The following is a 24,641-nucleotide window of genomic DNA, read 5'->3' as shown; positions in this document are numbered from 1 at the left end:
CTGGGTAGCGGCAGATTGGCCCAGAATCGATGCTCCAGCCAATGCGGCCGAGGTGAAGGTGGGAGCCGATGCCTTAGGAAAGCTCCCTTTACATGAAGACAAAACCTGCTGTGACCCAAGAAGATCCGCCCCAACCCGCCAGTGCGGACAAGCTGGAACTGCGTGCGGCAGAAATCGCAAAACGCGACGGACGCGAGACTGTGACCGGTCAGGACCGGGAAAAGGCGTATGAGGAGATGAAGGAGACAGGCCAGCCCAATCCTACGGACCAGGGCGAAGCCTCCCATTGAACTGCCCGCCTACTCAAGCACATCCACGAGTTGACGGACCGGCACCCCGGTGCTGTAGAACCAGATGATGCCACGGGAGGCGTGCGGGACGATCTCCACATCGACTTGCTCCTGAGCCCATTGGGCGCGATGGGCGGGGCTGTCCACCCACTCGCGGGCATTCAGCCACTGTTGATAGGAGTGCGATTTAAAAAAAATGTAGGTGGATGTGACGCCATGCTCCACCGCGTAGTTCTGGCAGTCTGTCAGCGTGTCGATGTGATCCTGTAGGGCGACGATCGGGGTGAAACCTTCATCCTGGATGGTGTGGAGATGGCTGGCTGCCTCCAGATCTTCGTATCGCAGAAAGAGGATGCCCTCGACAGGCTCTTCACACAGGTCGAGGTAGGAATCGAATGCCGCTTTGAACTCGTCAAAATCAGTTTTCATAGCCGTGAGGATGAGAATACCCCCACTGAATCGGGTGGTGCTCCCGCCATGGATGGAGGGAAATCACCGCCCAATGAGAAGGCGTATCAGGCTGTGAGAAAAGGGGCGAGGTCAGGCTGGTCTTGAGTGTTGGCCGGCGTCAGATCCTCTGCTTTGGCCGTCAGCTTCAGTGAGGGAAAGAGCCAGCGTGGCGACGTGCCTTTTGGAAAGATGGCGGAGCCTGATTCGAGGTTGTGAAAAGGGCAGCGGTTGAGGGGAATCTCCTCAATCTGCGCCAGGATTTCCGCCTTTTCGCGCTCGCTCCACTTTTTTTGAAGGCAGCCAATGTAGCGCAGGCCCTTGCGTTCCCACACTCCCACGAGCAGGGACTCGAACGTTCTTCCCGCGGGAATGTAGCCTCCAATCCAGACTGGAAGCTGGCCCCCGGCAAAAAGGATAGGAAGGGGGGAGCGCTTGGAGGAAGAGAGCGATGTCGCGGCAGGAACGAGGCTGGTGCAAAGTGTCATGAGGGAGGTTGGTTTTTTCGGAGCTACGCAAGTGCCTCTTCTGCTGCGGGTATCAACTTGAGCTTGGTAACGGAAAAGCCACGTGACTGGCAGTCTGATGCGATACGCAGGAGAGACTTCAGATGAATATTTGCATGATGACCAACACCTACCTCCCCCTTGTGGGCGGGGTGGCCCGCTCGGTGAGCACCTTTGCGGAGGAATACCGGAAACAGCGCCACAAGGTGCTGGTGGTGGCGCCTACATTTGAGGGGCGGCCCCCACCGAAGCGGTACGAGTCCTACGTGGAGCGGGTGCCGGCGATCCAGAACTTCAACGGAAGCGATTTTTCCGTCTGTCTGCCCATGGCAGGAGCCCTCAATGAGCGGTTGGACTCATTTCAGGCCGACATCATCCATGCCCACCACCCATTCCTGCTTGGGGCCACCGCACTCCGGGTGGGAGCCAGCAAGAACGTGCCGGTCGTCTTCACCCACCACACGCGGTACGAGGACTACACCCACTATGTGCCGTTTGATTCGCCAGCATTTCGCGAGGTCGCGGTCAATCTGTCCACCCAGTTTGCCAATCTCTGTGACGGCGTGATTGCTCCCAGCGAGAGCATTGCTACGATGATCAAGGAGCGTGGGGTGGAGTCGCCGGTCAAGGTGGTTCCCACCGGTATAGATATCAAGGCCTTCTCCTCAGGGGACGGTCGGGGGATGAGGAAAAAACTGAAGATCCCGGATGATGCCTTTGTGGTGGGCCACCTGGGCCGGCTCGCTGCGGAAAAGAATCTGGAGTACCTGGCCGGAGCCGTGGGGATCTTCCTGAAGATCAATCCGGGGGCCAGATTCCTGGTGGTGGGCAGCGGCCCTGCGGAGGAGACAGTGCGGGCCGCGCTCACCCGGGAGGGAGTGGCAGACCGGCTCCATCTGGCGGGCAAATTGACGGGCCCAAGGCTGGCGGCCGCGTATCATGCCATGGATGTGTTCGCGTTCGCCTCGATGAGTGAAACTCAGGGGCTCGTGCTTGCAGAGGCCATGGCCGCAGGATTGCCCGTGGTGGCGTTGGATGCTCCGGGAGCCAGGGAAGTCTTGAAAGATGGGGTGAATGGAATTCAGCTCCCTGCTGATGCAGAGGTCCAGACATTTGCCAAGGCTCTGACGCAGTTGCATGACGACCCGGCAATGCGCGAGACCTGCGCCATGGCTGCCCGCGAGACCGCCAATGTCTTCTCGAAAGAGCGATGCGCCAAGATGGCGCTGGACTTCTATGCGGAGGTGAGACGCGGGACCCTGCGTCAGCGCAAGGAGATCGAACAAAGCCCCTGGGGCACCCTGGTGGAGCGTCTCGGCGTGGAGTGGCGGCTCATTACGGAACGGGCAGATGCCGTAGTCAGTGCGCTGATGGTATGAGGAAATGACTCGTTGGGTTTGAAGAAAGACACCTTCCAAGATGTTTGACCGCATAGAATCCTTCTTCCACCGGCTCCGTCGCCGCGTGAGCCGCAGTGAGTGGGCCATCCGCCATCTGGGGCTTAGGGCCTCCGAAGACACGGGGGAGGAGCCCGGGCTCCTGCTGATCCAGATCGACGGGTTGGCCCGTCATCAGCTGGAGGCCGCATTGAAAAAGGGGCGCATGCCTTTTTTGAAGCGGCTGGTGGATCGTAGCGAGTATCATCTCACCACCTTCTACTCCGGCCTGCCCAGCACGACCCCGGCGGTGCAGGCGGAGCTTTACTACGGCGTGCACGCTGGGGTGCCGGCCTTCAGCTTCCGGGATCGGTCCACTGGGGAGACCGGGATGATGTTCTGCTCCGAGTGGGCGAAGAAGTTTGAGGCGGAATTTCAAGCGCGTGCCGAAGGCCTGCTCAAAGGAGGCAGTTCATGGTCCAACATCTACTCCGGTGGCGCAGACCTGGAGGAGAGCCACTTCTGCGCGGCGAGCAATGGTCTGGGGGACATGTGGCGGTCAGGCAAGTTTCGCAACATGCTGGTGTTCGCGGTGCTGAACGTCCCTGCTGTCCTGCGCATCCTGGGACTCTTGTTGCTGGAGCTGGTGATCGCAGTGCCGCTGGCCCTCCTGGGAGTGATCAAAGGGCACGGTTGGGGGCGTGAGATGTCGATGGTGCTTTCGCGCACCTTCATCGGCATCGGGCTGCGCGAGGTGGTGACCATCGGCGGGAAGGTGGATGTCACACGCGGGCTTCCCGTGGTGCACCTGAACTTCCTGGGCTACGACGAGCTTGCCCATCGCCGCGGGCCGGGTTCGCACTTCGCCCACTGGTCGCTGAAGGGCATCGACCGCGCCATCAAGAATCTCTATCGCGCCGCCCATCGCTCCCGCCGGCGGGATTACCAGGTGTGGATCTTCTCCGATCACGGGCAGGAGAGGTCTCGCTCCTTTGCCACGGAAGTCAAAGGCGGCATTGAGGCGGTGATTGCAGACTGCCTGGGGGTGGATCCGCCCACGGCACGCCATAGTGACGCCACGGTGACGTCCAATCCCTCGTGCAATACCCAGGCGCAAAAGCGGCGCTCCCATCAGGATGCTTCCGTGGCTGAGGGCGAGGCGAGGCGGGGATTCTCCGTGGTGGCTGTGGGACCGGTGGGGCATGTCTATTTCAACCGGCCCGTGGAGGACGAGGAGCGCATCCGCCTGGCCAGACAGCTGGTTCAGGAAAAACAGGTGCCGGGGGTGTTGATGAAACAACGGGAAGGCGGCATCACCTGGTTTCACGCGGGCGGGGAGGCTTCAGTGCCAGACGGGGCCGTGGGATTGTTTGCCCGGCATCCAGAGAGCATGCGGGAGGTGCTGGCGAAGGATCTGGCCACGCTTAGCAACAACCCCAATTCAGGCGACCTCGTCCTGTTGGGGTGGGGGCCAGAGGACCGGAGCTGGACCTTTGCGGCGGAGCGCGGGTCGCATGCCGGGGCGGGGTCGGAGGAGACGCAGGGCTTCCTGCTTGTGCCGCCTGCCACTCGCGGCCTTGTGGGAGGAGCAGGTTTTGTCCGCCCGGACCGACTCCGGGCAGCCGCCCTGCATCATCTGGGACGTGATAGTGACCTCGAACCCCATGCGGATGTAGGGGAGGGACCCGTTCTCAGGGTGATGAGTTACAACGCCCACAGTTGCATCGGCATGGATGGACGCGTCTCGCCGCGACGCATCGCCCGGGTGATCAACCACTACTCCCCTGATCTGGTGGCAGTGCAGGAGCTGGAGCATGGGCGATCACGCTCTCGGGGGGAGGACCAGGCCACGAGGGTGGCAGAGCTGACGGGGTACGAGGTGGTGTTTTGTCCCACGGTTACCCGCGCCGCGGAGCGCTATGGCCATGCCTTGCTGAGTCGTCGCCCGGTGGAGGTGGTGAAGACCGGGCTGCTCCCTGCCGATCCGGGAAACTGGTGGCCAGAGCCGCGGTCCGCCATCTGGGTGAGGACGACGCTGGAGGGACAGGTGGTGAATATGGTGGCCACGCATCTTGGGCTCAGCAGCAGGGAGCGAGTCGCCCAGATGCTGTCCCTGCTGGGGCCGGATTGGCTCGGCCCTGTGGTGGAAACGGAGCCGGTCGTGCTCTGTGGTGACTTCAACTTTGGGGTGGGGAGCCCTGGCTACAAACTGGCGATCACCGCTCTGCGGGATGTGCAGAGCATCACGAAGGGGTGGCGTCCGGTGAACACCTTCAGCTCTCTACAGCCCTTCATCCGGCTGGATCACGTCTTCATTTCCTCGCACTTCACGGTGGAGAAGCTGCGCGTTCCTCGCACTCAAGTCACACGGGTGGCTTCGGATCATCTTCCGCTGGTGGCCGACCTGCGGCTATCTTCTTCCGCAGCCGCTGAAACGACCATGCCGAAAGAGCCATGATGATGACGCCATAGAGCAGGAACAGGCTGACGGTTAGCGGGCTCAGCCGGTCGCTGAATTCGCCGAACGCAACACCGACAATGCTGCGGGCGACATTGATGGGCAGACTCCACGTCAGATAGATGTTCAACGGCACCCCCACCAGAGGCAGCACATAGATCTGTGCGGAATAGGGAGCACCAGGCAGCAGCATGGTGAAGATGGTGAGAGGCTGATGCGCCGCATCCGGCAAACGACGGCGCAGGGCGTTCAACCGACGGGCAAAGAAGTTCGGGGCGAGGCCAACGATGCGATGTGCAGCAAGCAGCTGTAGTAAGATGGAAACCGCTACCAGAACGAATCCCCAGCCCAGCCCGAAACGGAGACCCGCCACCGCGTGAAGCACACTCACGGGGAATCCCAGCAGTGGCAGCACGGTCATCAGGATAAACACCACTGGCCCACTGATGTGGGCAGCGCGGTCGTGTAGCCCCGCGACATCAATCTGCCGGTACAACCACGAGACCAGCAACAACGCGGCAACCAGAAAGGCTGCTAGTCGCCACTGATGAAGGGTGATTTTGACGAGGCGGAGTCTTTTCCACCAGGCTGCGGCTTGTTGCCGCAGGGAAATGCCCGGCTCGCGATGCTCCTCGGGTTTGGGATTGGATGCGGGCGTCGGCATGATGGCGGGAAAAGGTTGCACCCTTCAATCATCCATCGCGTGACTGGATGGGGACGGTTGCCGCAGACTTGCTCTTCCTGAAAATCATGAGACATCCACGCCGTCACCATGTCGCGAATCAGAGGCATGACAACGCTACAAATGAAAGGCACTTGGAACGAGGTCAAAGGCAAGCTGAAACAGAAATATGGTCAGCTGACTGACGACGACCTCAAGTTTGAAGAAGGCAAAGAAGACGAACTTCTTGGCCGACTTCAAAAACGACTTGGCAGAAGCAAGGAAGATGTCCGCCAGTTCATCGCGGAACTTTGATTTCTGCATCTGTCATGTGAGATTCTCGCCCGGCTGTGACTTCGGTTGCAGCTGGGCGCTTTCTTTTGTGCCCTGATCAATCCAGCGTCATCTTGTAGCGCTTGAGCGCCAGGGAGGAGACGACCAGCACAAAGGCAAGGATGGGCCAGACGTGGGGCAGGACTTCATACAGGGTGTTGTCCTTGAGCAGGATGCCGCGGACGATGCGGAGAAAGTGGGTGAGCGGGAAGATGCTGCCGACGTTCTGTGCCCACTCCGGCATGCCGCGGAAAGGGAACATGAATCCTGAGAGAAGCATGTTCGGCAGAAAAAAGAACATGGTCATCTGCATGGCCTGCAACTGACTTTTCGCCAGGGTGGAGAACGTGAACCCGACGGCCAGGCAGGCGACGATGAAGAGACCTGCCGCACCTGCCAGCAGGGCAAGTGATCCCAGCATGGGTACCTGAAAAAGCACCTTGGCGGCGATCAGGATGACGCCCACCTGCACGTAGCCAATGACCACATAAGGGATGATCTTTCCCACCATGACCTCCAGCGGGCGAGCGGGAGTGGCCAGCAGATTTTCCATGGTGCCCTTTTCCCGCTCGCGGGTGACGGAGAGCGCGGTCATCATGATCATGGTCATGGTGAGAATCACGCCCATGAGGCCGGGTACGATGTTGTAACTCGTCAGCCCCTCGGGATTGTAGCGCCGCTGCACGCGTACCTCAAAAGGGTCCTCACTGGTCTTTAGTGACGCCAGTGGTCCGGTCAACTCCCGGTTGATGGACTGGCGGCCCAGGGTGCTGATCACGCTAAGGGCGTTCCCGGTCGCCGAAGGGTCCGTGGCGTCTGCAGCGAGCAGGACGTTGGGGCGCTCACCGCGTTGCAAGCTGCGGTCAAAGCCAGCGGGGATCACCAGAAGGAACTGCACCTCGCCAAGCGCCAGCAGCCGGTCACCCTCGTCCTCGCTGGCGGGCTTGTGGGTCACTTCAAAGTACGCGGAGTTCTCCAGTGCACTCACCATGCTCCGCGCAAAGGGCCCGGGATCGGCGCAGACCACTGCTGTGGGCAGTTGTTTGGGGTCGGAGTTGATCGCGTACCCAAAGAGCAGCAGTTGCAAGAGCGGCACGCCGATCATCATCGCAAACGTGAGCCGGTCCCGGCGGACCTGGATGAACTCCTTGACTAGGATGGCCCGAACCCTGGTGAGGGAGAAGCGGTGACTCATGGAGGTGAAGAGTTATGGTTTAGAGGTTAAGAGTTATGAGGTGTGGGTGGAGTCTGATTTGGGGTTGCCTGGGGCATCTAACGTCTAACTCACAACATCTAACCCCTAACCAAAATTATCCACGCTCTTGTCCATCAGGCTGATGAACACATCCTCCAAACCGGGCTTGATGCGGCGACAGGCCAGGCCCGGACGCTGGCGGAAGGGGGTTAGAGCTTGCTCCAGGGCACTATGGTTGCGCCCGCTCACGTGGAGGGTGAGGCCAAAGGGCACCACCATTTCCACTTCGGACAGCTGCCTGAGTTCACGGGAGAGCTTGGGAAGGTCCGGGCCGGACACCTCCCAGATGTCCAGTCCGGAGCGGTCCACGACCTCTCTAGCGGTGCCTTCCACCACCTTCCTGCCATAGGCCATGTACACCAGCTCATGGCACTGCTCGGCCTCATCCATGTAGTGGGTGCTGACCAGCACTGTCATGCCCTCCGCAGCGAGTTGGTGGATGTTCTCCCAGAAGTCCCGTCGGGCCTTGGGGTCCACGCCTGCGGTGGGCTCGTCCAGCAAAAGCAGCTTGGGTTCGTGGAGCAAACATGCGGCGAGCGCCAGGCGCTGCTTCCAACCGCCGGAGAGGGACCCGGCGAGCTGCCGGCTGCGGGTCGCCAGGCCGAGACGCTCCAAAGTCTTTGCCACCACCTCTTTTCTCCGGGGAACGGCATAGATGCGGGCGATGAAGTCGAGGTTCTCCGAGATGCTCAGATCCTCGTAGAGACTGAACTTCTGGGTCATGTAGCCGACGTGTTTTTTAATCTCGGCAGTCTGGGTGCGGATGTCGTAATCCAGGCAGGTGCCTTCTCCTGCATCCGGAGTCAGCAGCCCGCACAGCATGCGGATCGTCGTCGTCTTGCCACTGCCATTGGGGCCCAGGAAGCCGTGGATGCGGCCTCCCTCCACCCGTATGGAGAAATCATCCACCACCTTCCGCCCGTCGAAGGCCTTGGTGAGGTGTCGGACATCGATGACGGCACTCATGGTCGCGATGTTTGGGTTGTTTCCTAAGGGAGATGCACTTCCACCGGCTGACCGGGGTGCAGTCTCGGGGCATCCGCAGCCTGCGGACGGGCTTCGCACAGAAAGACGAGCTTCTCCCGCGTCTCCCGGCTGTAGATCACTGGAGGGGTGTATTCCGCCTGGTTGGAGATGAAGCTGATCGTCGCCTGCACGGGGGCGGAACCGTCCATGTGGATCGCCACGCTGGCCCCCTTGGTGAGGCGGGCCAGCTGAGTCTCCGGCACATAGAAGCGGATTTTCACGTTCGCCGGTGGCAGCAGGGTTACCACGGGTGTGCCTGCGGGAATCCATTCCCCGGCTTCATAGAGGGTGTCTTCCACCCGGGCGGCAGCCGGAGCGGTCTGCGACTTTTCCTTTAACCTCCACTCTGCCCCGGCGAGCTGGTCTCTCGCTGCCTTCACTTCGGATTGTGCGGCTCCGATGGCATCGGGACGACCCCCGAGTTTGGCCACCACAATCTGTGCGGAGAGCTCAGCCACCCTGGCCCGATCCCGGTGCTCATTGGAGCGGGCCTGATCCAGGTCTGCGGCGGCGAGCGCTTTGGACCGCACCAGCGGCTCCACGCGTTTCAATTCGGCCGTAGAGAGATCCAGCGCAGCCTGCGCCTGGCGAAGGCTCGCATCCTTGGCCACCAGTTCCTCGGTGCGGTCACCTTTAAGGAGATCGGCCAGGCGGGCCTCGGCGGTGGCCACTTTTGCCGCCGCCTCGTCGCGTGCAGCCAGTTCATCATCTGTATTCAGGGAGAACAGCGGCGCTCCGGCAGTGATTTCATCGCCCCGCATGACGTCGCGTTTCACCAGGCGGCCCGCCACCGGGGCTGCCACCCTGACGTAGTCGGCTTCCACGTAGCCGTTGAGCAGATTGGGATCGCTCCTGGTGCATGCAGGGAGGGCCAGCGACGTGGCCAGAAGCATGGGAAGCAGAGTTTTCATGTCGGTTTCGGGTTGGAGACGGGAGCTTGAGGCAGGGCCGATTGCAGCCCCGCGAGCGCCATGTCGATGCGTTGGGAAATGGCCTCATCACTGAAGACAGCGCTCTCCAGCCCCTCGAGAAGCGGGGCGGGTACGAGGTCAAACTTGGACATCACCGTGCCCACAACGAAAGGCATGGTGATGCTGCCGGCGATGAAGCCAATCAGCTGGGGCACCGCAATCGGCGGAAGCTGCCCCGCAGCCTGCGCAGCCATCATACGGGGCACCATGGTACCGATGATGCGGGGCTGGTTCTTGACGAAACCGTTGACCACCACCTGCTCGCCCGCCATGGCGTCCGCCGCGAGCCGCATGAGGAGCTCTCGATGGTCTCGGGCCCAGCGGCCGAGGGCATTGAGTGCCGTTCGCAGGTTCTCCAAGGGTGAGGCCTCGGGCTGGGAGGTGTGCTCCAGCCTCGCCAGGATCTCATCGTAGGTGCGGCTGATCAGCGTCTCCAGAAACGCTTCCTTGTTCCCAAAGTGATAGTGGAACATCCCCAGGTTGACTCCGGCGTGGCTGGCCACCTGGCGGAGGCTGAGTTTATGACAGCCCGTTGAGGGGAGCAACTCCCGGGCGGCAGCCAGGAGCTTCTCATCGACATGGGAGGAAGGGCGGGGCATGAGGGAACTATACAGTCGTATAATTATACGCGCGACTAAAAAAAGTGGATTATTTTTGCTGACGCTGTTTAGGGGGCGGATTTTTGAACAATCCAGCGCCGAAGTCGCACCCACTCCTCTATGCGACTGCTACCACTAGGCTGCGCATGTCTCCTGGCCATGAACGCAGGTTGTGATCCCGTGCTGCCCACCGCCAGTCAGGCGGCGGACGGGGAAGGGCGTTTTGCGGCAGAGAGGCGACGCATGGTGGAAACTCAACTTCAGGCCCCGGACCGTGGCATCCGGCATAAAGGGGTGTTGAAAGCCATGCTGGAGGTGCCCCGGCATGAGTTCGTGCCTGTACAGTTCCGATCTGACGCCTACGATGACCGCCCGCTGCCCATTGGCCATGACCAGACGATCTCACAGCCATTCATCGTGGCCTTCATGACGGAGGCGCTGGATCCCAAGCCCACCCATCGGGTGCTGGAAATCGGCACCGGCTCCGGCTATCAGGCCGCGGTCCTGGCCCGGCTTGTAAAAGAGGTGTTTACGATCGAGATCGTGGAACCCCTCGGCCGGCGGGCGGAGAAGGATCTCAAGCGTCTAGGGTATAACAATGTGCAGGTGAGCGTCGGTGACGGCTATGCCGGCTGGCCGGAGCAGGCCCCCTTCGACACCATCATTGTCACCTGTGCGCCGGATCATGTGCCCCAGCCGCTGACCGACCAACTGAAGGAAGGCGGCCGCCTCATCATCCCCGTGGGAGGGCAAGGCGCCCAGTCCCTGGTGCTGATTCGCAAAATAGACGGCAAGCTGAAGCGGGAGCAGGTGATGGACGTGCGGTTTGTGCCCATGACGGGGAAGGCGGAGGAGTAGTTGTTTCAGGGCTCTGCTACGCCTGCGCCCGCAGCACCCGCAGCATGTTCCCCCCTAGAACCGCGCGAATGTCCTCATCCTTGTGCCCACGCATCACCAGGCCGAGGGTGAAGAGGGGCCAGTTGGTCCAGGCGAGGCTCTGCTCCGCCTCCAGGGTGGTTTGAAAGTCATCCCTGGGCCAGAGGTGCTCCCAGGAGGGGCCGGGGGCGCTGAGTGGGGAGCTGCCGTCCGCGCGACGTTTCACTTTGAGACGCTCCGCTTTGTCAAAACGTGAGAGGTACCCCACATCTGTTCCGATGGCCACATGGGTAGGGCCAAACTTTTTCAGCAGGTGATCGAGGTGATCCATCATCGCAACGATGTCCCCTTTGCCGCCCAAGAAGCGTGAGATGCAGCAGACGCCCACGAGGCCGTCCGTGTCGGCGATAGCCTGGATGACTTCATCCGGCCTGCCACGGATGTGTCTGTAGAGGCTGGCGCACGAGGTGTGACTGGCCACCATCGGCTTGGTGGAGGCTTTGGCGGCCTCCAGGCTGGTCCGCCAGCCGGAGTGGGCCACATCCACAATGACACCGGCGCGGTTAAGCTCCGCCACCGCCTGATGCCCGAAGTCGCTGAGGCCACCATTGTCGGGTTCGCCCGCGCCGTCTCCCAGCGGATTGCGGCGGTTGTAGGTGACGTGCATCATGCGCACCCCTAGCTGCTGGAAGATGCGCACAAGACGGAGTTCATCACGGGTGCTTTCCCAGGCACCGCGCAGAGGTACACCATTGGTGGTGAACAGCAGGCAGATTCCGCCTGCCTTTCGGGTGCTTTCCACATCCTCTGCAGTCACCGCCTTGGTCACCTCGGGTTTCATGAGGTCCGTCTTCTGGGTGAATCGGGCCAGCCGCTTGATCAAGCGAAGGGGATCGTTGCCCTCCTCACCCGCATTCTGAAAGATGCAGGTGACCCCTGCGGCTCGGAAGGCTTCCAGAAACTCCTTTCGTTCCGCAGGATCGGTGGCGCTTCGGGTCATGGACATCTCCTCGCGCAGGTCCACCAGTTCTGCTGGGCTTGCCCCGGCCTCCACAACGGCTTGAAATTTCTCTCCATCAATGGCGGCACGCGGGGCAAACCCGTAGCTGTCCAGGACCAGTGATTGGTAATGCAGTTCCCATGCCCGCTCCAACTGGGCCGGGGTGGGCTTGAGCAGGCTCAACGCAGTTTCCCGGGCGCGGTCGATCACGTCGTTCCCGGTTCGCCAGATGCCTCCGGCTTCCTGGGCCCGGACATGGATGTTGAACAATGGGGCAGCAACAAGGGCCGAGGCGGTGTGAACGGTGCGACGAAGCAACTGACGGCGGGAGAGTGACATGGGTGCAGAGGCGGGCAAAGTGAGGGGGGGATTTTTGAAACTAGCGGGCCTGATAGACCAGTTGACCCGCCAGCCAGGTCTTGAGCACCTTGGTCTGAGCCAGTTCATTGATCGGGCAGGTCAGGGGATCGCGATCCAGGAGAATCATGTCCGCTTGTTTGCCCGTCTGCAAAGAGCCCGTCTGGGTTTCAAGGAACAACAACTTCGCATTGTTGATCGTGTACATCTGGATGGCCTGTTCGCGGGTCAGGCACTCCTCGGCGTGCATGGGTTCGTCGAGAAAGCGGGCCGTCCGGGTGATGGCGATCCACATGCCCAGCCAGGGATTGTAGGGATTCACGGAGCGGAAGGAGCCGATCTTCTGCATGTGGTCACTGCCACCTCCCACCACACCGCCAGCGGCGAAGATGCTCTTGAGCGGTTGAAACCAGCGGGTGCGTGCCTGGCCGAACTGCCCCAACAGCGTGCGGGAATCCAGGTGCAACCAGATGGGCTGGATGTCCATCATCACCCCCAAGCCTGCAGCACGGCGGACAGCTTCCTCACTCATGAAATTGCTGTGGGTGATGCAGGCCCGCGTGTCCCGCACCGGGTGGGCGGTGTTGACCTTTTCATACGCATCCAGCAGCGTATGCACCGCGCCATCGCCCACGCTGTGGGCGGTGAATTGCAGCCCTGCGGCGGTAACCTTGTCAACCATCTTTTGCAGACTCTCCGGCTTGATGTTTAGCGTGCCCCGGTAGGCGGGATCAGAGATGCCGTACACCTGGCTGATGCCCCAGGGTCGGCTCATGTAGGCGCTGCCGGTGAGCATGCCGCCGTCCAGCCAGACCTTGGTGCCGATGATGCGGAGTCGGTCATCGCCTTTGCACAACGGGTGGGCGATAATCTCGTCGATGCCCTGCTCGATGGTGCGCCACATGCCCACGGTGTTGAAGGTGTGTGAGCACATCACCCGCAGGCTCAACTCACCCCGTTTCTTCATTTCCTCGTACCGGTCGAGCGATGCCCGGCCCGCTCCGCGGTCTCCAATCGCGGTCAGCCCAACCGAGTTGTAGTCCTGAAAAAGCGCCCGCGTGCGCTCATAGACCTCAGCGGGAGTGGGCGACTTCACCTGCTGCTTCATTTTTACGAAGCGACCCATCTCACGCAGCAAGCCGGTGGGTTCACCCGCGACGGGATCGATCTCCACTTTTCCAGGGCCTCCGTCGGTGATCTTGAAATCTCGGGTGATGCCACTCCGTTGGAGTGCCAGGCTGTTCAGCAGGCAGTCCGGTCCCGTGGAGAAGTTGACCGCATGTTTGGGTGCCGCTGCGTCCAGTTCCTGGCGGGTGGGGTAGCGCTGTTCCTTCAGCCGGGTGATGAAGACCTGCCGGATGTGGATCCACGAACCTTCGGGCGTGGCTTTGGCCCGCGCGGCGATGTAGTTGAGCACATCCTGGATGGTCTCCATGACGGGTATCTCATGGTCGTACTCCGTGAGAGCAGCGCCGGGGTGAACGTGGGAGTCCATGAGGCCGGGCATGAGGGTTTTCCCGGCCAGGTCAATCAATTGCGTGCTGGTCTCTTTGAGGGCCAGCACTTCTTGATTACCGCCGCAGGCAATGATGCGGCCAGTCGCATCCACGGCCAAGGCTTCCCGGATGCTGAAGGCTGGATCCACCGTGAGGACCCTGCCATGATGGAGGATCAACGCGGGAGCGGCAGTCTGGCCCCAGCATGGGCTGAAGGCGGCTGACAACAGCGTGACGGCAAATGCCGTGCGCAGAAGGAGAAGCGGACGCATGAACGAACAAACGCACGGACAAGGGCCGTTCGTGCATCTCGTGGAGGATCCTTCCCTGCGTGGGGAGGCGCATAGCGCGGCCTTGCCTCTCAGGACTGCACGGGCTCGTCGCTTTTGCCAGTGATCGTGCGGATGAGGTAACGGCCGAAGAGGATGGTGCTACAGCTCAGGCCCATGAGGAGCAGCGCGTCCTTGGCCATCACGATCTCTCGATTCTTGAAATCACTCGCGACGGGGATCGCCGTGGCAACCATGACGGACAGGCAGGCCAGCATGGCGAGTGCCGACTTGCCGCGAACGGCACCGGATTGTCGCTTCCGGGCTTTTTCAATGCAAGCCGCGGCATCGTCTCCCACGATGCCGTGCTTAGCCCCCAGCCAGACGCGGATTTCGAACTCAGGGGTCTGCAGGTCCACCTTGTTGTCCACCTGCTCTTGAATGGTCCATTGATGAGGGGCCGCCTTGGGGGCATCGGCATCCTTCTTGGTATCATCCTCCGGCAGCGGCGCAAAGAGAGGATCGATCTGTCGGTCCACAAACCAACGGGTTACCCCCTTGGCCATCGCCAGGGCGATGAATGCCAAAGCTCCGAGGCCGAGAATGAGCATCATATGGCTGAATTCTTAGCACAGAGCGTGCGAAATCCCAGGAGAAATAGGTGGCTCTATCGACAGGTTGGGAGCTGTGCTCGGGGCTGTGAGCGAGGGCGAGGGATGAGCATTTGGCTGGCCTCGTCAGAGTGCGGTGGCTGGCGCGGTCTCGTGGGTGGGAAGAAAGCACTGGGCTGTGAGTGGCCTGACCGCGCTTTTACGAACGCAGCCACGAGTGACATGGCTGAGTGGGAAGCAGTGATCGAGGAGACACTATCCCTTTTGGGTCGGTTGGGAACGAAGGACGTCACGCCTTATCTCCCGCCATTGCCCGGGGAAAAGCTCCACCGGCAGCACGAGTGATCCAATGCTTTCTCGGTGCAAGGAAATGACGCGATTCCCCACCCGGTGGAACATGCGCTTGATCTGGTGATAGCGTCCTTCATGCAGGGTGACTCTCGCAAGACGCTCTCCCAGGATTCCCAGCTCCGCGGGCAGGGTGGTCAGGTCTTCGGTGTGAAAATAGAACCCTTTGGCAAACAGCTCCACGGCCTCGGGTGCAATGGGCTCGGCGGTTTCGACCAGATAGACCTTGTCCACTTTTTCCCCAGGCTCAGTAAGACGTCTCGACCAGCGTCCGTCATTGGTCAGCAGGAGCAGGCCTGAAGAGCTGCGGTCCAGTCGGCCAGCGATGTGCAGGGTCTCTCGTGCGGGATGGTCGATCAGGTCGATGACCGTGGGGTGTTGAGGATCTCTGGTGGCGCTGAGGTAACCGACCGGTTTGTGCAGCATGATGTACAGCGCGGACTCGCCCTCTTGGACCAGGGTGTCATCGAGCCAGACGGTGGAAAAGCGATCCACTTCATGTTGCCCGTCCGTCACCACCTGATCCTCCACCTTCACCCTTTTGCCCGCGATGGCCTGCATCGCCGCCGTCCTTCCCATGCCCTTGTGCCTGGCAATCAGTCGGGAGAGGAACATGGACGCAGGTTGGTAGTTATGAGTTATGCGCTATGAGAGGGGAAGCCGGGATGGAGGCGCAGGCTCTGAACGTCTAACCCTTGACTCCTAACCTTGCTTTCTTCCCACATACCCGACGGCCAGCACGGTCAAGTCATCCGATGCCTCATGGTTCAGGCTGTGCAGTTGCACGTCGGCGATGACGGTCTGGGTGAGCTGGTCCACGGAGAGATTTGCGTGGGCTGCGAGCAGGTTTTCGAGCCGTTGATGGGTGTAGAGCTCCTTGGCGGTGTTGAAGGCCTCGGTCACGCCATCGGTATAGAAGAACAGCCGGTCTCCAGGGGTGAGCTGGAAGCTGCCGGTGCTGAAGTCGAAGTTGCGCACCAGACCCAGGGCGGGGTTGCGGTCGCTCTTCATGGTGTCGAGTTCTCCGGCGGCGCTGAGGCGGTAGGGTGGGGGGTGGCCGGCATTGCAGATCTCCAGAGTTCCAGTGCGCACGTTGAGCACGGCGTAAAGCAGGGTCACAAACATCCCCGTGTGGGACTCGTCGCAGAGGGCGTCATTGACCCTGGTCATGATGCCAGAAACGGTGCGCTCCGGGCTGGCATGCGCTTGGAAGAGGGTCTGGGTCATGGCCATGAACAAGGCGGCTGGCACCCCTTTGCCGGAGACGTCACCGATGAGGATCGAGAGCCTTTCGGGATCCAGGAAACGATAGTCGTAGAAGTCGCCTCCCACTTCGCGGGCCGGCTGGATGATGGCGTGCAGGGCGATCGAGGCATGCTCGGGCCAGTCGGCGCGGTCCGACCACTGCTTGGGCAGCATGCTCATCTGGATGCGGCGGGCGGCATTGAGCTCCCCCTCCATTCGCTCACGCAGGGCGGAGGTGTGGCGCAGCTCCTCCATGCGCATCTTTAGATCCCGCGTCATCTTGGTGAAGGCCGAGGCGAGATCATGCACTTCGTGAATGTTCACCGCCTCGTTGAACCGGTGATCCAAATCACCTCCAGCGATCCTCCGTGCCGCGGCGGCCAGTTTGTTTACCGGGCGGCTCACCGATCGCGCCACCAGCCAGAGGCTGACGAACAGTCCCGACACCGCCACAAAGACAATGATGAGCATCTCGCCCAGCAGGCGATAGGCATTGCGAAAGACCTCATCAGCCGGGTACACCAGAGCCAGCATGAAGTTGGCCGTTTGTACTGGGGCAAAGGCCACCCACGCCTCCTTCTGGTCGAGCGGATTGAACGTGTTGATGAAGCCCTCGCTGCCGGGCATCATGGAATGGGCCAGCACCGCATTGAGGTCCTCCAGTCGCACCTTCATCACCTTGGAGGCATCCGGGCAGGCGATGATGCGGCCCTCCGTGCTCAGGAGCATCGCGTAGCCCGTTTCCCCCACTTTGACGGAACTCAGTCCGGCAGTGATCTGGTCGAGGGAGATGTCGATCGTGGCGACGCCTTTCAAATCGCCCTTCGAGCCGTCCGGCTTGGTGTGGTAGAACGGCACCGCCCGGGTGATCATGAGGACATTGCCACCCCCTTCATCGAAGAAGGGCTCGATCCACATGGCGTGACCCAGTCGCTTGGGCTGTTGGTACCAGTCCCAGAGAAAGTGGTCGTAGGCGGGTGGCGTGAGCAGGGAGAACTCTGTCTTCCCTCCGGAGCGGTAGGCGTAGGGGCAGTAGTTGCGCTCGGCTGGGGCGAAGGTGTTGGGTTGAAAGGCAAGGCAGCTTCCATAGATGCCTCCGGTCCGGGTGACCACATCCGTCAGGTAGCGGTGGAGAGTCTGCTGATCCTCGATCAAGCCGCTCTCCAGCAGGCGGGCGTGCATCTCGGGCACGCGGGCGGCCTCGGCCAGAGCGCGGTCCAGTTTCGTGGCATGAATGCGGGCGAGATTCAGGGCCGCGCCCTGGGCCTGTTCCACAGCGCTCCGGAAGATACGGGCCGTCACCAGACCCAGCACGAGCAGCAAAAAGGCGGCCGAGGGAATGACGATCAGCCGCGTGAACCGCGATTGAAGAGATCCCTGAAGCAGCCGCCTGAACAACACCTGGAGAAAAGAGGGGGTGTTAGGCGGCCTGCGCCTGGGGTGGGGCTATTTGCTCAAGTGCCACCGCCCTGTTTTCGTACAGCTTGAGGATGCGGTCGAATCCGATGGTCTCGAACACGAGCCGCACGTTCGGGGTCAGGCTACAGAAGGCGCAAAGGCCCCCAGCCGTTTCCATCTTCTTGGCCACAATCAGGAAGACCCTCAGGCCAGCGCTGTTGATGTAGGTGAGATCCGAGCAGTCCACGAGGAGGGCGCGTTTTGTGACTTCGGCCAGGTCCCCGAGCTTCATCTCCAGCTCTGCAGCAGTCAGTGTGTCCACCTGGCCACTCAGCTTGGCCAGCGTCAGGTCGGGCAAAATTTCGGATTCGAGGGTCATGGCAGTTCGACGGCGGAGGGCTGAGTCACTTTCTTGGACAGGACGAGCAGATTGCGCTGGCCTACGCGTTTGTAGTTGACCCGGTCCATCAGGCTGCGGACGAGGTGAATGCCGAGGCCGCCGGGGGATCGCTCCTGCAGGGGTGCGGCAACATCCGGGATGGGGAGGTCCAGAGGGTTAAAGGCGCAACCGTCGTCTTCAACCTCCGCCCAAAGCTCGTGCTGGTTGGTGGTCAGGCGTAGCACAATCTCCCGGACGCAGGGGATTTGTCCGGCGGAGTGGACCACGATATTGGTCACCAATTCATCAAGTGAGAGCTTGACCAGAAACACCGTCTGCTCTGGCACATCGTGCCATTGGCCGAACTCCCGCACAATCTTGCCCACCAGTTCCGTCTCGCGGAGGTGGACATTGAGCTTGGTGCTGAGGCTACCGGGCCGCATGGCAGAATTATTGCTTGCTTAAGGGTTTGTGCAAGCAGGCATTCCTCGGGGCGGACAGGACTTCATAAGATCCTTGGGTTCCCTGCTTGACGCTTGAGCGCCAGTTTCCATAGTCGCGGTCTCCCGTACAAGGTGCAGTTCACCGCAGATTCAACGGCATTTTTCCATGAATATTCACGAATACCAGGCCAAGGAACTCTTTGAGAAGTTTGGAGTCGCCACCCCGAAGGGGAAAGTGGCAGCCACTGCGGAGGAGGCCGGAGCGGCCGCCCGCGAAATCGGAGGAACCGGACTGGTCGTGAAAGCCCAGGTGCATGCTGGCGGCCGTGGCAAGGGGACCTTCACCAATGGCTTCAAAGGCGGGGTGCACGTCATCAACACCGCTGAAGAGGCCCAGGAGATCGCCGGGAAAATGCTCGGACAGACGCTCGTGACCCACCAGACCGGCCCAGAAGGCAAGCTGGTGAGCAAGGTGCTCATCGCCAAGTCGGTGGACATCGCCAAGGAACACTATTTTGCGATCCTTTTCGACCGCAGCTCCAGCCGTCATGCCATCATCGCCAGCACCGAAGGCGGGATGAACATTGAGGAAGTCGCGGAGAAGACTCCAGAGAAGATCATCAAGGAGTTCGTGCACCCCACGCTCGGGCTTCAGGCCTACCAGTGCCGCAAGATCGCCGCCGCACTCGGTCTGCGCGGTGCGCTCATGACCCAGGCCGTGAAGCTGTTCACCGCCCTCTACAAGCTCTACATTCAGAGCGACTGCTCCCTGGTGGAGGTGAACCCCTTGGCCATCACCACCGACAACCAGGTCGTGGCTCTGGACGCCAAGTTCAACTTCGACGACAACGCCCTTTACCGCCAGAAGGACATCGTGACGCTTCGTGACACCAGCGAGGAAGATCCTCGTGAAGTGGCGGCCAGTGAGTTCGGCCTCAGCTACATCGGTCTGGATGGCAATATCGCCTGTCTCGTGAATGGTGCCGGTCTGGCCATGTCCACCATGGACATCATCAAATTCCACGGCGGCGAGCCTGCCAACTTCCTGGACGTGGGTGGTGGTGCTTCCAAAGACCAGGTGGCCGCAGCGTTCAAGATCATCCTGGGCGATCCCAATGTGAAGGGCATCCTGGTGAACATCTTTGGTGGCATCATGGACTGTAACGTCATTGCCACCGGCATCATCGCCGCCGCCCAGGAAACCGGCCTCAGCCTGCCGCTCGTGGTCCGGCTTGAAGGAAACAACGTGGCAGCAGGCAAGGAAACGCTCGCCAACAGCGGTCTCGCCATCACTGGTGCAGATGACCTGACGGACGCGGCGCAGAAAATTGTCGCGGCTGTTGCAGCGGCATAACTCTTAACCTCTTCCCCTTCCCACCGCCGCCATGCTCAAAGTCACCGAATTTGCCTTCACCGGTTACGCAGTGACCGACTTGGTTCGAGCCCGTGAATTCTACGAAACGGCGCTCAACCTTGCCCCGGCCTCCGTCTTTGAACACGATGGCCACGGGTGGGTTGAGTATGAAGTTGGACCTCATGTCCTGGCGATCACAGACATGAGTCTCGACTGGAAACCCAGCAAGGATGGCGGTGGCGTGGCCCTCGAGGTTGAGGACTTTGATAAAGCTCTGGAATGGCTGAAGTCCAAAAACGTCACCTTCTATAGCGAGCCCTTCGAATCTCCCGTGTGCCACATGGCGCTCATCAGCGATCCCGACGGCAACTCCATCTGCATCCATAAACGAAAACCGGGACATTCTTAATCCAGCCTTTTGCCTTGACCCTTTTCCCTTATCCCTTTCCCCATGTCTATTCTCGTTGATCCCTCCACCCGCATTCTCGTCCAGGGTATCACTGGCGACTTTGGTTCACGCCACGCGAAAGCGTCGCTCGATTACGGCACGCAGCTTGTGGCGGGTGTCACTCCCGGCAAGGGTGGCCAGACGTTCGATCACGGCACCCACAAAGTACCTGTTTATGACACTGTTGATGAAGCGGTGAAGCAGACCGGGGCGACCGTGAGCGTCATCTTTGTGCCGCCGCCTTTCGCTGCCGATGCCATTTTGGAAGGTGTGGACGCCGGACTTGATCTCGTTGTTTGCATCACCGAAGGCATCCCGGTCAATGACATGATCAAGGTGAAGTCCGCCATGCAGGGCAGCAAAACCCGCTTGATCGGACCGAATTGCCCAGGCCTCGTCACTCCTGGTACCGGCGACAAGTCTTACGGCGGTTGCCGTATCGGCATCGCTCCGGGATACATCCATAAGCGCGGCAATATCGGCGTGGTCTCGCGTTCCGGCACCCTCACCTATGAGGCTGTCTGGCAGTTGACCACTCGCGGCTATGGCCAAAGCACTTGCGTTGGCATCGGTGGTGATCCGGTGAACGGGACCTCCCACCTCGACGTGCTGAAAATGTTCAACGAAGACCCGGAAACCGAAGGCATCATCATGATCGGTGAAATCGGCGGAAGCGCCGAAGCTGAGGCTGCCCGCTGGGCCAAGGAAAACTGCAAAAAGCCCATCGCCGGCTTCATTGCCGGAGCCACCGCCCCTCCCGGGCGTCGCATGGGCCACGCCGGTGCCATCGTGGGCGGTGAAGAAGACACCGCAGAGGCCAAGAAGAAGATCCTCGCAGAGTGTGGCATCGCCGTCTCGGATTCCCCGGCTGACATGGCCGTGACCCTCCTTCGGGTCATGGGCAAGTTGTAGAATGGGTTAGATGTTAAGCGTTAGGTGTTGTGGGTTAAGAGTGGGCTGGCGCTCCGGTGCCGAAGTTCAACTCCTAACCCTTAACCCATAACGTCTAACGCCTTTCCTCTTCACCCTAAGACTCTCTGCCCACTCACGGGCAAAGTCGCGATGATACCGCAAGTTGATGATGGCGGTGGCGGCCATGGCGATCAGGGCGCCCAGAGCCGCCAGCGCCATGTCTTTGTGGGCATCCCAAGGATCCCCTTGGGTGCCCAGATAAGCCGCTCCGAGGTCGCCACCAAACACCTCCGCCGCAGCCCACTCAATGAGTTCAAACAAGGCGGACGTGGAAAGCGTGAGATCCAGGGGAAGGAAATAACCCCAGAATCCCCTGGCATTGGCGAGTGAGAGGAAGATCTCACGGATCGGGTAGGCCAGGAGGAAGCCGTACATAAAGTGGATCACGCGGTCGAAGTTGTTCCGCTCCCATCCCAGGGCTTCGTTTAGGGAAATGCCGAAGGCGTTCTGGAAGAAGGCATCGTAGGGCACCCTTGCGTAGGTGTAGTGGGCACCCAGTTCGTGCAGACAGAGAAAAATGCAGACCAGAGTCCAGGACATGCGCGAGAAGGGGAGCTTCCGGTAGATGGCGTAGAGCACTGGAATGGCAGCCATGACCAGGGCATTCTCCAGCAGCCAGTCGTGACGGTAGTGCGGGCCCCACCCAGAAAGCAGGATCGCCAACAAAAAGATCCCGGCCAACCGCAGGACATGGCGGCGGTGTTTCTGGTTGGCGGCGAGTGTTGCGCCCCTGTTGTCGGTTGGCGGTGATGCAGCCGCTTTGCCTGCCATGGCTAGAAGCATGGCAGGCCAGGTGTCCCGGCGTCAAGCGGGCAATTCAGCAGTGATTATCTGGAGGAGGCAGACGGAGGGGTATCGTCGGCAGAGGCCTGGAGCTTCTGGGCACTGGCTTGCAGCTCGTAGAAGGCTGTCTGTAGCGCCAATCGTTTCATGGCCGCAGCCCTTTCGAGTCCGGCAGAGCCAAACCGCCCCATCTGGAGCTTTTGAAAGGCTGCTGCGAGGGCTGGAGTGGCACGTTCTGTCACGGCCTGGTCCAGCAAGGCGGCCACCGCCTTTTCCTGGGAAGGGGGGAACACTTCCATTCTGGCGACAAAGACCCGTTTCACCTTCGTGGGTGTTGGGGACAGTTTCAGGGGGAGTACCGCATTTACCCAGCTTTCAGGCAGCAGAGCCAGGACACGTGTGCCAGGCTCCTTGAACCAGGCTTCCTTCCAGGTGGCGACCATCGCGGCAGCTTCGGCAGGAGTCAGTCCTGCGGAGGTGAGCTCCTGCTTCACGGCTTCTGCCAATGAAGTGGCTGCCTCGTTCACAGAGGTTGCGGGTGGTTCGATCGCCAGCGTGGGAGAGTCCTTTGGTGCCACGGGAAGCGTTTCCAGCTTGCGCCAGGAGGCACGGTTGTTTTCCACCCGCAGCAGGAACGCCCTCGTGATGGGCTCAGAGTAGGTGTTGATCAGCCTCAGTTCCGTATCCGAGGGGGCGGTGACGAGCAGAGGGATGTTCAGGTCTGCAGCGCCCCGGTAGAAAATGAACTTATCTGCCTGTGTCGAGCCAGTGGGATGGGTTGACCGGACAATCCAGGCGTCTGGCACCTCTCTCGCGTGGGCATAGTGATCGCCCCGGCCGCGAGGCGCTGGAGGGATCTGGCCAAGAGCTGTTTTGTCATCCGGAGGCAGGAGCTCAAATCGCCACTCCACAGGGGCCGAAAGGTTGACGGGTTCGCCCACCTTAGCCGTCAGGCTGGTGGGGGGCGATGCGGGAAAAGGGTACCACTCAGTGATCCGGCCGTTCTCCATCGTCACGCTCGCGGTGCCTTTTAGGGGACTTTGGGGATAGAAGTACAACACCGGCGTCTCCATGCGTACCAGAGCGCTGCCCAGATTTTTGGCTTGAAAGAGATTGAGTCCGACAAAGCCGGGCAGGCCTGAAAGGTCGGACGAAGGTTGGTGCCACTTCAGCGGCGCTCCGTCAGATCCCGCCACTTGGGTCATCGTCCCCCACTCGTGGACGTGGTAGTTTTCGGCCGACAAGACGACGGCAGTTGTCGCGAGGACAGCCACCAAGGGCAAAAATGAAGTTCTCATGAGCCCAGGGTAGTCTTTTCCGAAGAATCAGGGGAAATCTGAAATTGTAAGAAGAATGTCTGCAAACCTCTCCGTATGCCTCAGGTTTGCCAAAGGCATAGTTGATGAGAGAAGCGCAAATCGGGGCTCGGATGGCGCGGTTTTCGCTTGAGTGAAATCCGGCCCGCAGCTAACACAATCCTGTCCGTGACCGCGCTTGGAACAGGATCTCCTGGCGGAGGCATCACGGGCATACTTTTCAACGTTCACCAACTCTCTGTCATGGCTGTCGTATCAAAAGGTCTCGAAGGTGTGGTTGCTGCGGAAACGCGGCTCGGCGAAGTGAAGGGTGCGGAAGGCATCCTCTTTTATTGCGGGTACGACATCAATGAGCTGGCTGGCAAGGTCTCATATGAAGAGGTGGTGTACCTCCTCTGGCACCAGCGCCTGCCCAACCGGGCGGAGCTGGACGCGCTGACCACCGCCCTGCGGGCCGAGCGTGAGCTGCCCCAAGGGGTAATCGACTTCCTGGTTCATGCGCCGAAGTCCGCCAAGCCCATCGACATCATGCGCACGGCCGTGTCCATGCTGGGCTGTTATGACACCCAGCGCCATGATCTGAACATGGGGGCAGAGTTGGCCACCGCCATCAAGCTCGTCTCCCAGATCGGGATCGTGGCAGCCTATTTTCATCGTGCCCGCCAGGGCCTCTCCCTTCCTCCTGTTTGCAAGGATCTTGGTGAAGCTGCGCATTTCCTTTATCTCATCACGGGTGAGGTGCCTAGCAAGGAGGCTGAACAGACTCTCGACGTGGCCTATGTGCTGCATGCGGAGCATGGCTTCAATGCCAGCACGTTCACTGCCCGAGTGGTTGCCTCCACCCTTTCGGATATGTTCTCGGCCATCAGCGCTGCGATCGGGGCTCTCAAAGGCCCGCTTCACGGTGGTGCCAACGAGGGTGTGATCCACATGCTTGAGGAAATCGGCGGCGTGGACAAAGTGGACTCCTGGGTCGAGGACGCTCTGGCTCAGAAGAAAAAGATCATGGGGATTGGCCATCGCGTGTACAAGGTCCTGGATCCCCGCGCACCTCATCTCAAGGAAATGGCGATCAAGCTCAGCAACCAATTGGGTGAGCCAAAATGGATCCAGATGTCAGAGCGCATCGCCACCATCATGCGCGATCAAAAGGGACTCAATGCCAACGTGGATTTCTACAGCGCCACGGTTTACTACAGCCTCGGCATCCCGACCGATCTTTTCACCCCCATTTTTGCCATCTCCCGCATGAGTGGCTGGACCGCGCATGTGTTGGAGCAGTGGTCCGAAAACCGCCTGTTCCGCCCGTTGAGTGAGTACGTGGGCAAGGCCTACGGCCAGAAAGTGCTTCCCATTGACGAGCGCTAGGACGAGGTGGATGTAGAGCCCTCTGACCCACTGGTCCTGGGCGTTTTGAAACAAAG

At 60.6% G+C, this 24,641-nt stretch carries 25 protein-coding genes; 9 read left to right on the top strand and 16 right to left on the bottom strand.

Going from position 1 to position 24,641, the window contains the following annotated elements; all coding sequences use genetic code 11:
• The first annotated feature begins 92 nt into the window (after nt 1-92).
• Nucleotides 93-290: a hypothetical protein gene (locus VSP_RS25855; protein WP_009964352.1), complete on the top strand. Its 198-nt coding sequence runs from the start codon at nt 93-95 to the stop codon at nt 288-290.
• A 9-nt stretch (nt 291-299) separates the two neighbouring features.
• Here VSP_RS25855 and VSP_RS25850 read toward each other — a convergent pair whose 3' ends face one another.
• Together VSP_RS25850 and VSP_RS25845 are read right to left on the bottom strand one after the other, a co-directional pair.
• Nucleotides 300-719, bottom strand: coding sequence for a hypothetical protein (locus tag VSP_RS25850; RefSeq protein WP_009964351.1), 420 nt, complete (start codon nt 717-719; stop codon nt 300-302).
• 86 nt (nt 720-805) lie between these two features.
• A complete protein-coding gene (locus VSP_RS25845) occupies nt 806-1,225 on the bottom strand; it encodes an ATP dependent DNA ligase (protein ID WP_009964349.1) in 420 nt (139 codons plus the stop codon).
• Between the two features lie 134 nt (nt 1,226-1,359).
• Here VSP_RS25845 and VSP_RS25840 point away from each other — a divergent pair, with 134 nt between their 5' ends.
• Together VSP_RS25840 and VSP_RS25835 are read left to right on the top strand one after the other, a co-directional pair.
• Nucleotides 1,360-2,622: a glycosyltransferase gene (locus VSP_RS25840; RefSeq protein ID WP_009964347.1), complete on the top strand. Its 1,263-nt coding sequence runs from the start codon at nt 1,360-1,362 to the stop codon at nt 2,620-2,622.
• A gap of 40 nt (nt 2,623-2,662) precedes the next feature.
• On the top strand, nt 2,663-5,077 hold the full coding sequence (locus VSP_RS25835; protein ID WP_009964346.1) for an endonuclease/exonuclease/phosphatase family protein: 2,415 nt from the start codon (nt 2,663-2,665) through the stop codon (nt 5,075-5,077).
• Here VSP_RS25835 and VSP_RS25830 read toward each other — a convergent pair.
• Nucleotides 4,983-5,741, bottom strand: coding sequence for a TVP38/TMEM64 family protein (locus VSP_RS25830; protein WP_029190763.1), 759 nt, complete (start codon nt 5,739-5,741; stop codon nt 4,983-4,985). The two genes, VSP_RS25835 and VSP_RS25830, sit on opposite strands and share 95 nt — an antisense overlap.
• A 126-nt stretch (nt 5,742-5,867) precedes the next feature.
• Here VSP_RS25830 and VSP_RS41410 point away from each other — a divergent pair, with 126 nt between their 5' ends.
• The gene (locus VSP_RS41410; protein WP_009964344.1) at nt 5,868-6,053 is read left to right on the top strand and encodes a CsbD family protein; all 186 of its coding nucleotides are present in this window, start codon (nt 5,868-5,870) and stop codon (nt 6,051-6,053) included.
• Nucleotides 6,054-6,129: 76 nt separating this feature from the next.
• On the opposite strand, the gene VSP_RS25820 is transcribed toward VSP_RS41410, so the two are convergent.
• The 4 genes from VSP_RS25820 to VSP_RS37435 all read right to left on the bottom strand — a co-directional run bounded on the left by VSP_RS25820 (nt 6,130) and on the right by VSP_RS37435 (nt 9,922).
• On the bottom strand, nt 6,130-7,266 hold the full coding sequence (locus VSP_RS25820) for an ABC transporter permease (protein ID WP_009964343.1): 1,137 nt from the start codon (nt 7,264-7,266) through the stop codon (nt 6,130-6,132).
• 105 nt (nt 7,267-7,371) lie between these two features.
• Nucleotides 7,372-8,292 (bottom strand): ABC transporter ATP-binding protein, encoded by a 921-nt coding sequence (locus tag VSP_RS25815; protein WP_009964342.1) that lies wholly within the window; start codon nt 8,290-8,292, stop codon nt 7,372-7,374.
• Between the two features lie 23 nt (nt 8,293-8,315).
• Nucleotides 8,316-9,263, bottom strand: a complete 948-nt coding sequence (locus VSP_RS25810) for an HlyD family secretion protein (RefSeq protein ID WP_009964340.1) — start codon at nt 9,261-9,263, stop codon at nt 8,316-8,318.
• Nucleotides 9,260-9,922 carry a TetR/AcrR family transcriptional regulator gene (locus tag VSP_RS37435; protein WP_009964339.1) on the bottom strand — a complete coding sequence of 221 codons (663 nt, stop codon included), beginning with the start codon at nt 9,920-9,922 and terminating at the stop codon, nt 9,260-9,262. Before VSP_RS37435 ends, VSP_RS25810 begins: the two co-directional genes overlap by 4 nt.
• A gap of 159 nt (nt 9,923-10,081) precedes the next feature.
• Here VSP_RS37435 and VSP_RS25800 point away from each other — a divergent pair, with 159 nt between their 5' ends.
• Nucleotides 10,082-10,780, top strand: coding sequence for a protein-L-isoaspartate(D-aspartate) O-methyltransferase (locus tag VSP_RS25800; RefSeq protein WP_009964338.1), 699 nt, complete (start codon nt 10,082-10,084; stop codon nt 10,778-10,780).
• 16 nt (nt 10,781-10,796) lie between these two features.
• Here the strand turns inward: VSP_RS25800 and VSP_RS25795 are convergent, their stop codons facing one another.
• The 7 genes from VSP_RS25795 to VSP_RS25765 form a co-directional block, all read right to left on the bottom strand.
• On the bottom strand, nt 10,797-12,137 hold the full coding sequence (locus tag VSP_RS25795) for a dipeptidase (protein ID WP_009964337.1): 1,341 nt from the start codon (nt 12,135-12,137) through the stop codon (nt 10,797-10,799).
• Between the two features lie 40 nt (nt 12,138-12,177).
• Nucleotides 12,178-13,923: an amidohydrolase gene (locus VSP_RS25790; RefSeq protein WP_009964336.1), complete on the bottom strand. Its 1,746-nt coding sequence runs from the start codon at nt 13,921-13,923 to the stop codon at nt 12,178-12,180.
• 89 nt (nt 13,924-14,012) lie between these two features.
• Nucleotides 14,013-14,534, bottom strand: coding sequence for a hypothetical protein (locus tag VSP_RS25785; RefSeq protein ID WP_009964334.1), 522 nt, complete (start codon nt 14,532-14,534; stop codon nt 14,013-14,015).
• Between the two features lie 252 nt (nt 14,535-14,786).
• Nucleotides 14,787-15,494 (bottom strand): pseudouridine synthase, encoded by a 708-nt coding sequence (locus VSP_RS25780; RefSeq protein WP_009964332.1) that lies wholly within the window; start codon nt 15,492-15,494, stop codon nt 14,787-14,789.
• Nucleotides 15,495-15,581: 87 nt separating this feature from the next.
• Entirely contained in the window at nt 15,582-17,525 is a 1,944-nt protein-coding gene (locus tag VSP_RS25775; protein WP_009964331.1) for a SpoIIE family protein phosphatase, read from the bottom strand.
• 19 nt (nt 17,526-17,544) lie between these two features.
• Nucleotides 17,545-17,901, bottom strand: coding sequence for an STAS domain-containing protein (locus tag VSP_RS37430; protein ID WP_009964330.1), 357 nt, complete (start codon nt 17,899-17,901; stop codon nt 17,545-17,547).
• A complete protein-coding gene (locus VSP_RS25765; protein ID WP_009964329.1) occupies nt 17,898-18,344 on the bottom strand; it encodes an ATP-binding protein in 447 nt (148 codons plus the stop codon). The genes VSP_RS37430 and VSP_RS25765 overlap by 4 nt, the downstream gene beginning before the upstream one ends.
• 166 nt (nt 18,345-18,510) lie before the next feature.
• Between VSP_RS25765 and sucC the strand changes: the two genes are divergently transcribed.
• The 3 genes from sucC to sucD are packed head-to-tail and all read left to right on the top strand — an operon-like array spanning nt 18,511 to nt 21,058.
• A complete protein-coding gene (gene sucC, locus VSP_RS25760; protein WP_009964327.1) occupies nt 18,511-19,698 on the top strand; it encodes an ADP-forming succinate--CoA ligase subunit beta in 1,188 nt (395 codons plus the stop codon).
• Nucleotides 19,699-19,729: 31 nt separating this feature from the next.
• Nucleotides 19,730-20,107, top strand: a complete 378-nt coding sequence (locus VSP_RS25755) for a VOC family protein (RefSeq protein ID WP_009964326.1) — start codon at nt 19,730-19,732, stop codon at nt 20,105-20,107.
• Between the two features lie 42 nt (nt 20,108-20,149).
• Complete coding sequence (gene sucD / locus VSP_RS25750) at nt 20,150-21,058, top strand: succinate--CoA ligase subunit alpha (RefSeq protein WP_009964325.1); 909 nt, start codon at nt 20,150-20,152, stop codon at nt 21,056-21,058.
• Between the two features lie 66 nt (nt 21,059-21,124).
• Here the strand turns inward: sucD and VSP_RS25745 are convergent, their stop codons facing one another.
• On the bottom strand, nt 21,125-21,889 hold the full coding sequence (locus tag VSP_RS25745; protein ID WP_009964324.1) for a DUF2238 domain-containing protein: 765 nt from the start codon (nt 21,887-21,889) through the stop codon (nt 21,125-21,127).
• 56 nt (nt 21,890-21,945) lie between these two features.
• On the bottom strand, nt 21,946-23,199 hold the full coding sequence (locus tag VSP_RS25740) for a hypothetical protein (protein ID WP_075087367.1): 1,254 nt from the start codon (nt 23,197-23,199) through the stop codon (nt 21,946-21,948).
• Nucleotides 23,200-23,460: 261 nt separating this feature from the next.
• On the opposite strand from VSP_RS25740, the gene VSP_RS25735 reads away from it, so the two are divergent.
• Nucleotides 23,461-24,585 (top strand): citrate synthase, encoded by a 1,125-nt coding sequence (locus tag VSP_RS25735; RefSeq protein ID WP_009964321.1) that lies wholly within the window; start codon nt 23,461-23,463, stop codon nt 24,583-24,585.
• Nucleotides 24,586-24,641: the final 56 nt, after the last annotated feature.

This window comes from Verrucomicrobium spinosum DSM 4136 = JCM 18804, assembly GCF_000172155.1.
GTDB classification, from domain to species: domain Bacteria; phylum Verrucomicrobiota; class Verrucomicrobiia; order Verrucomicrobiales; family Verrucomicrobiaceae; genus Verrucomicrobium; species Verrucomicrobium spinosum.
Note: the sequence above shows the minus strand (reverse complement) of the source record. Positions and strands in the feature narration are given on the sequence as shown.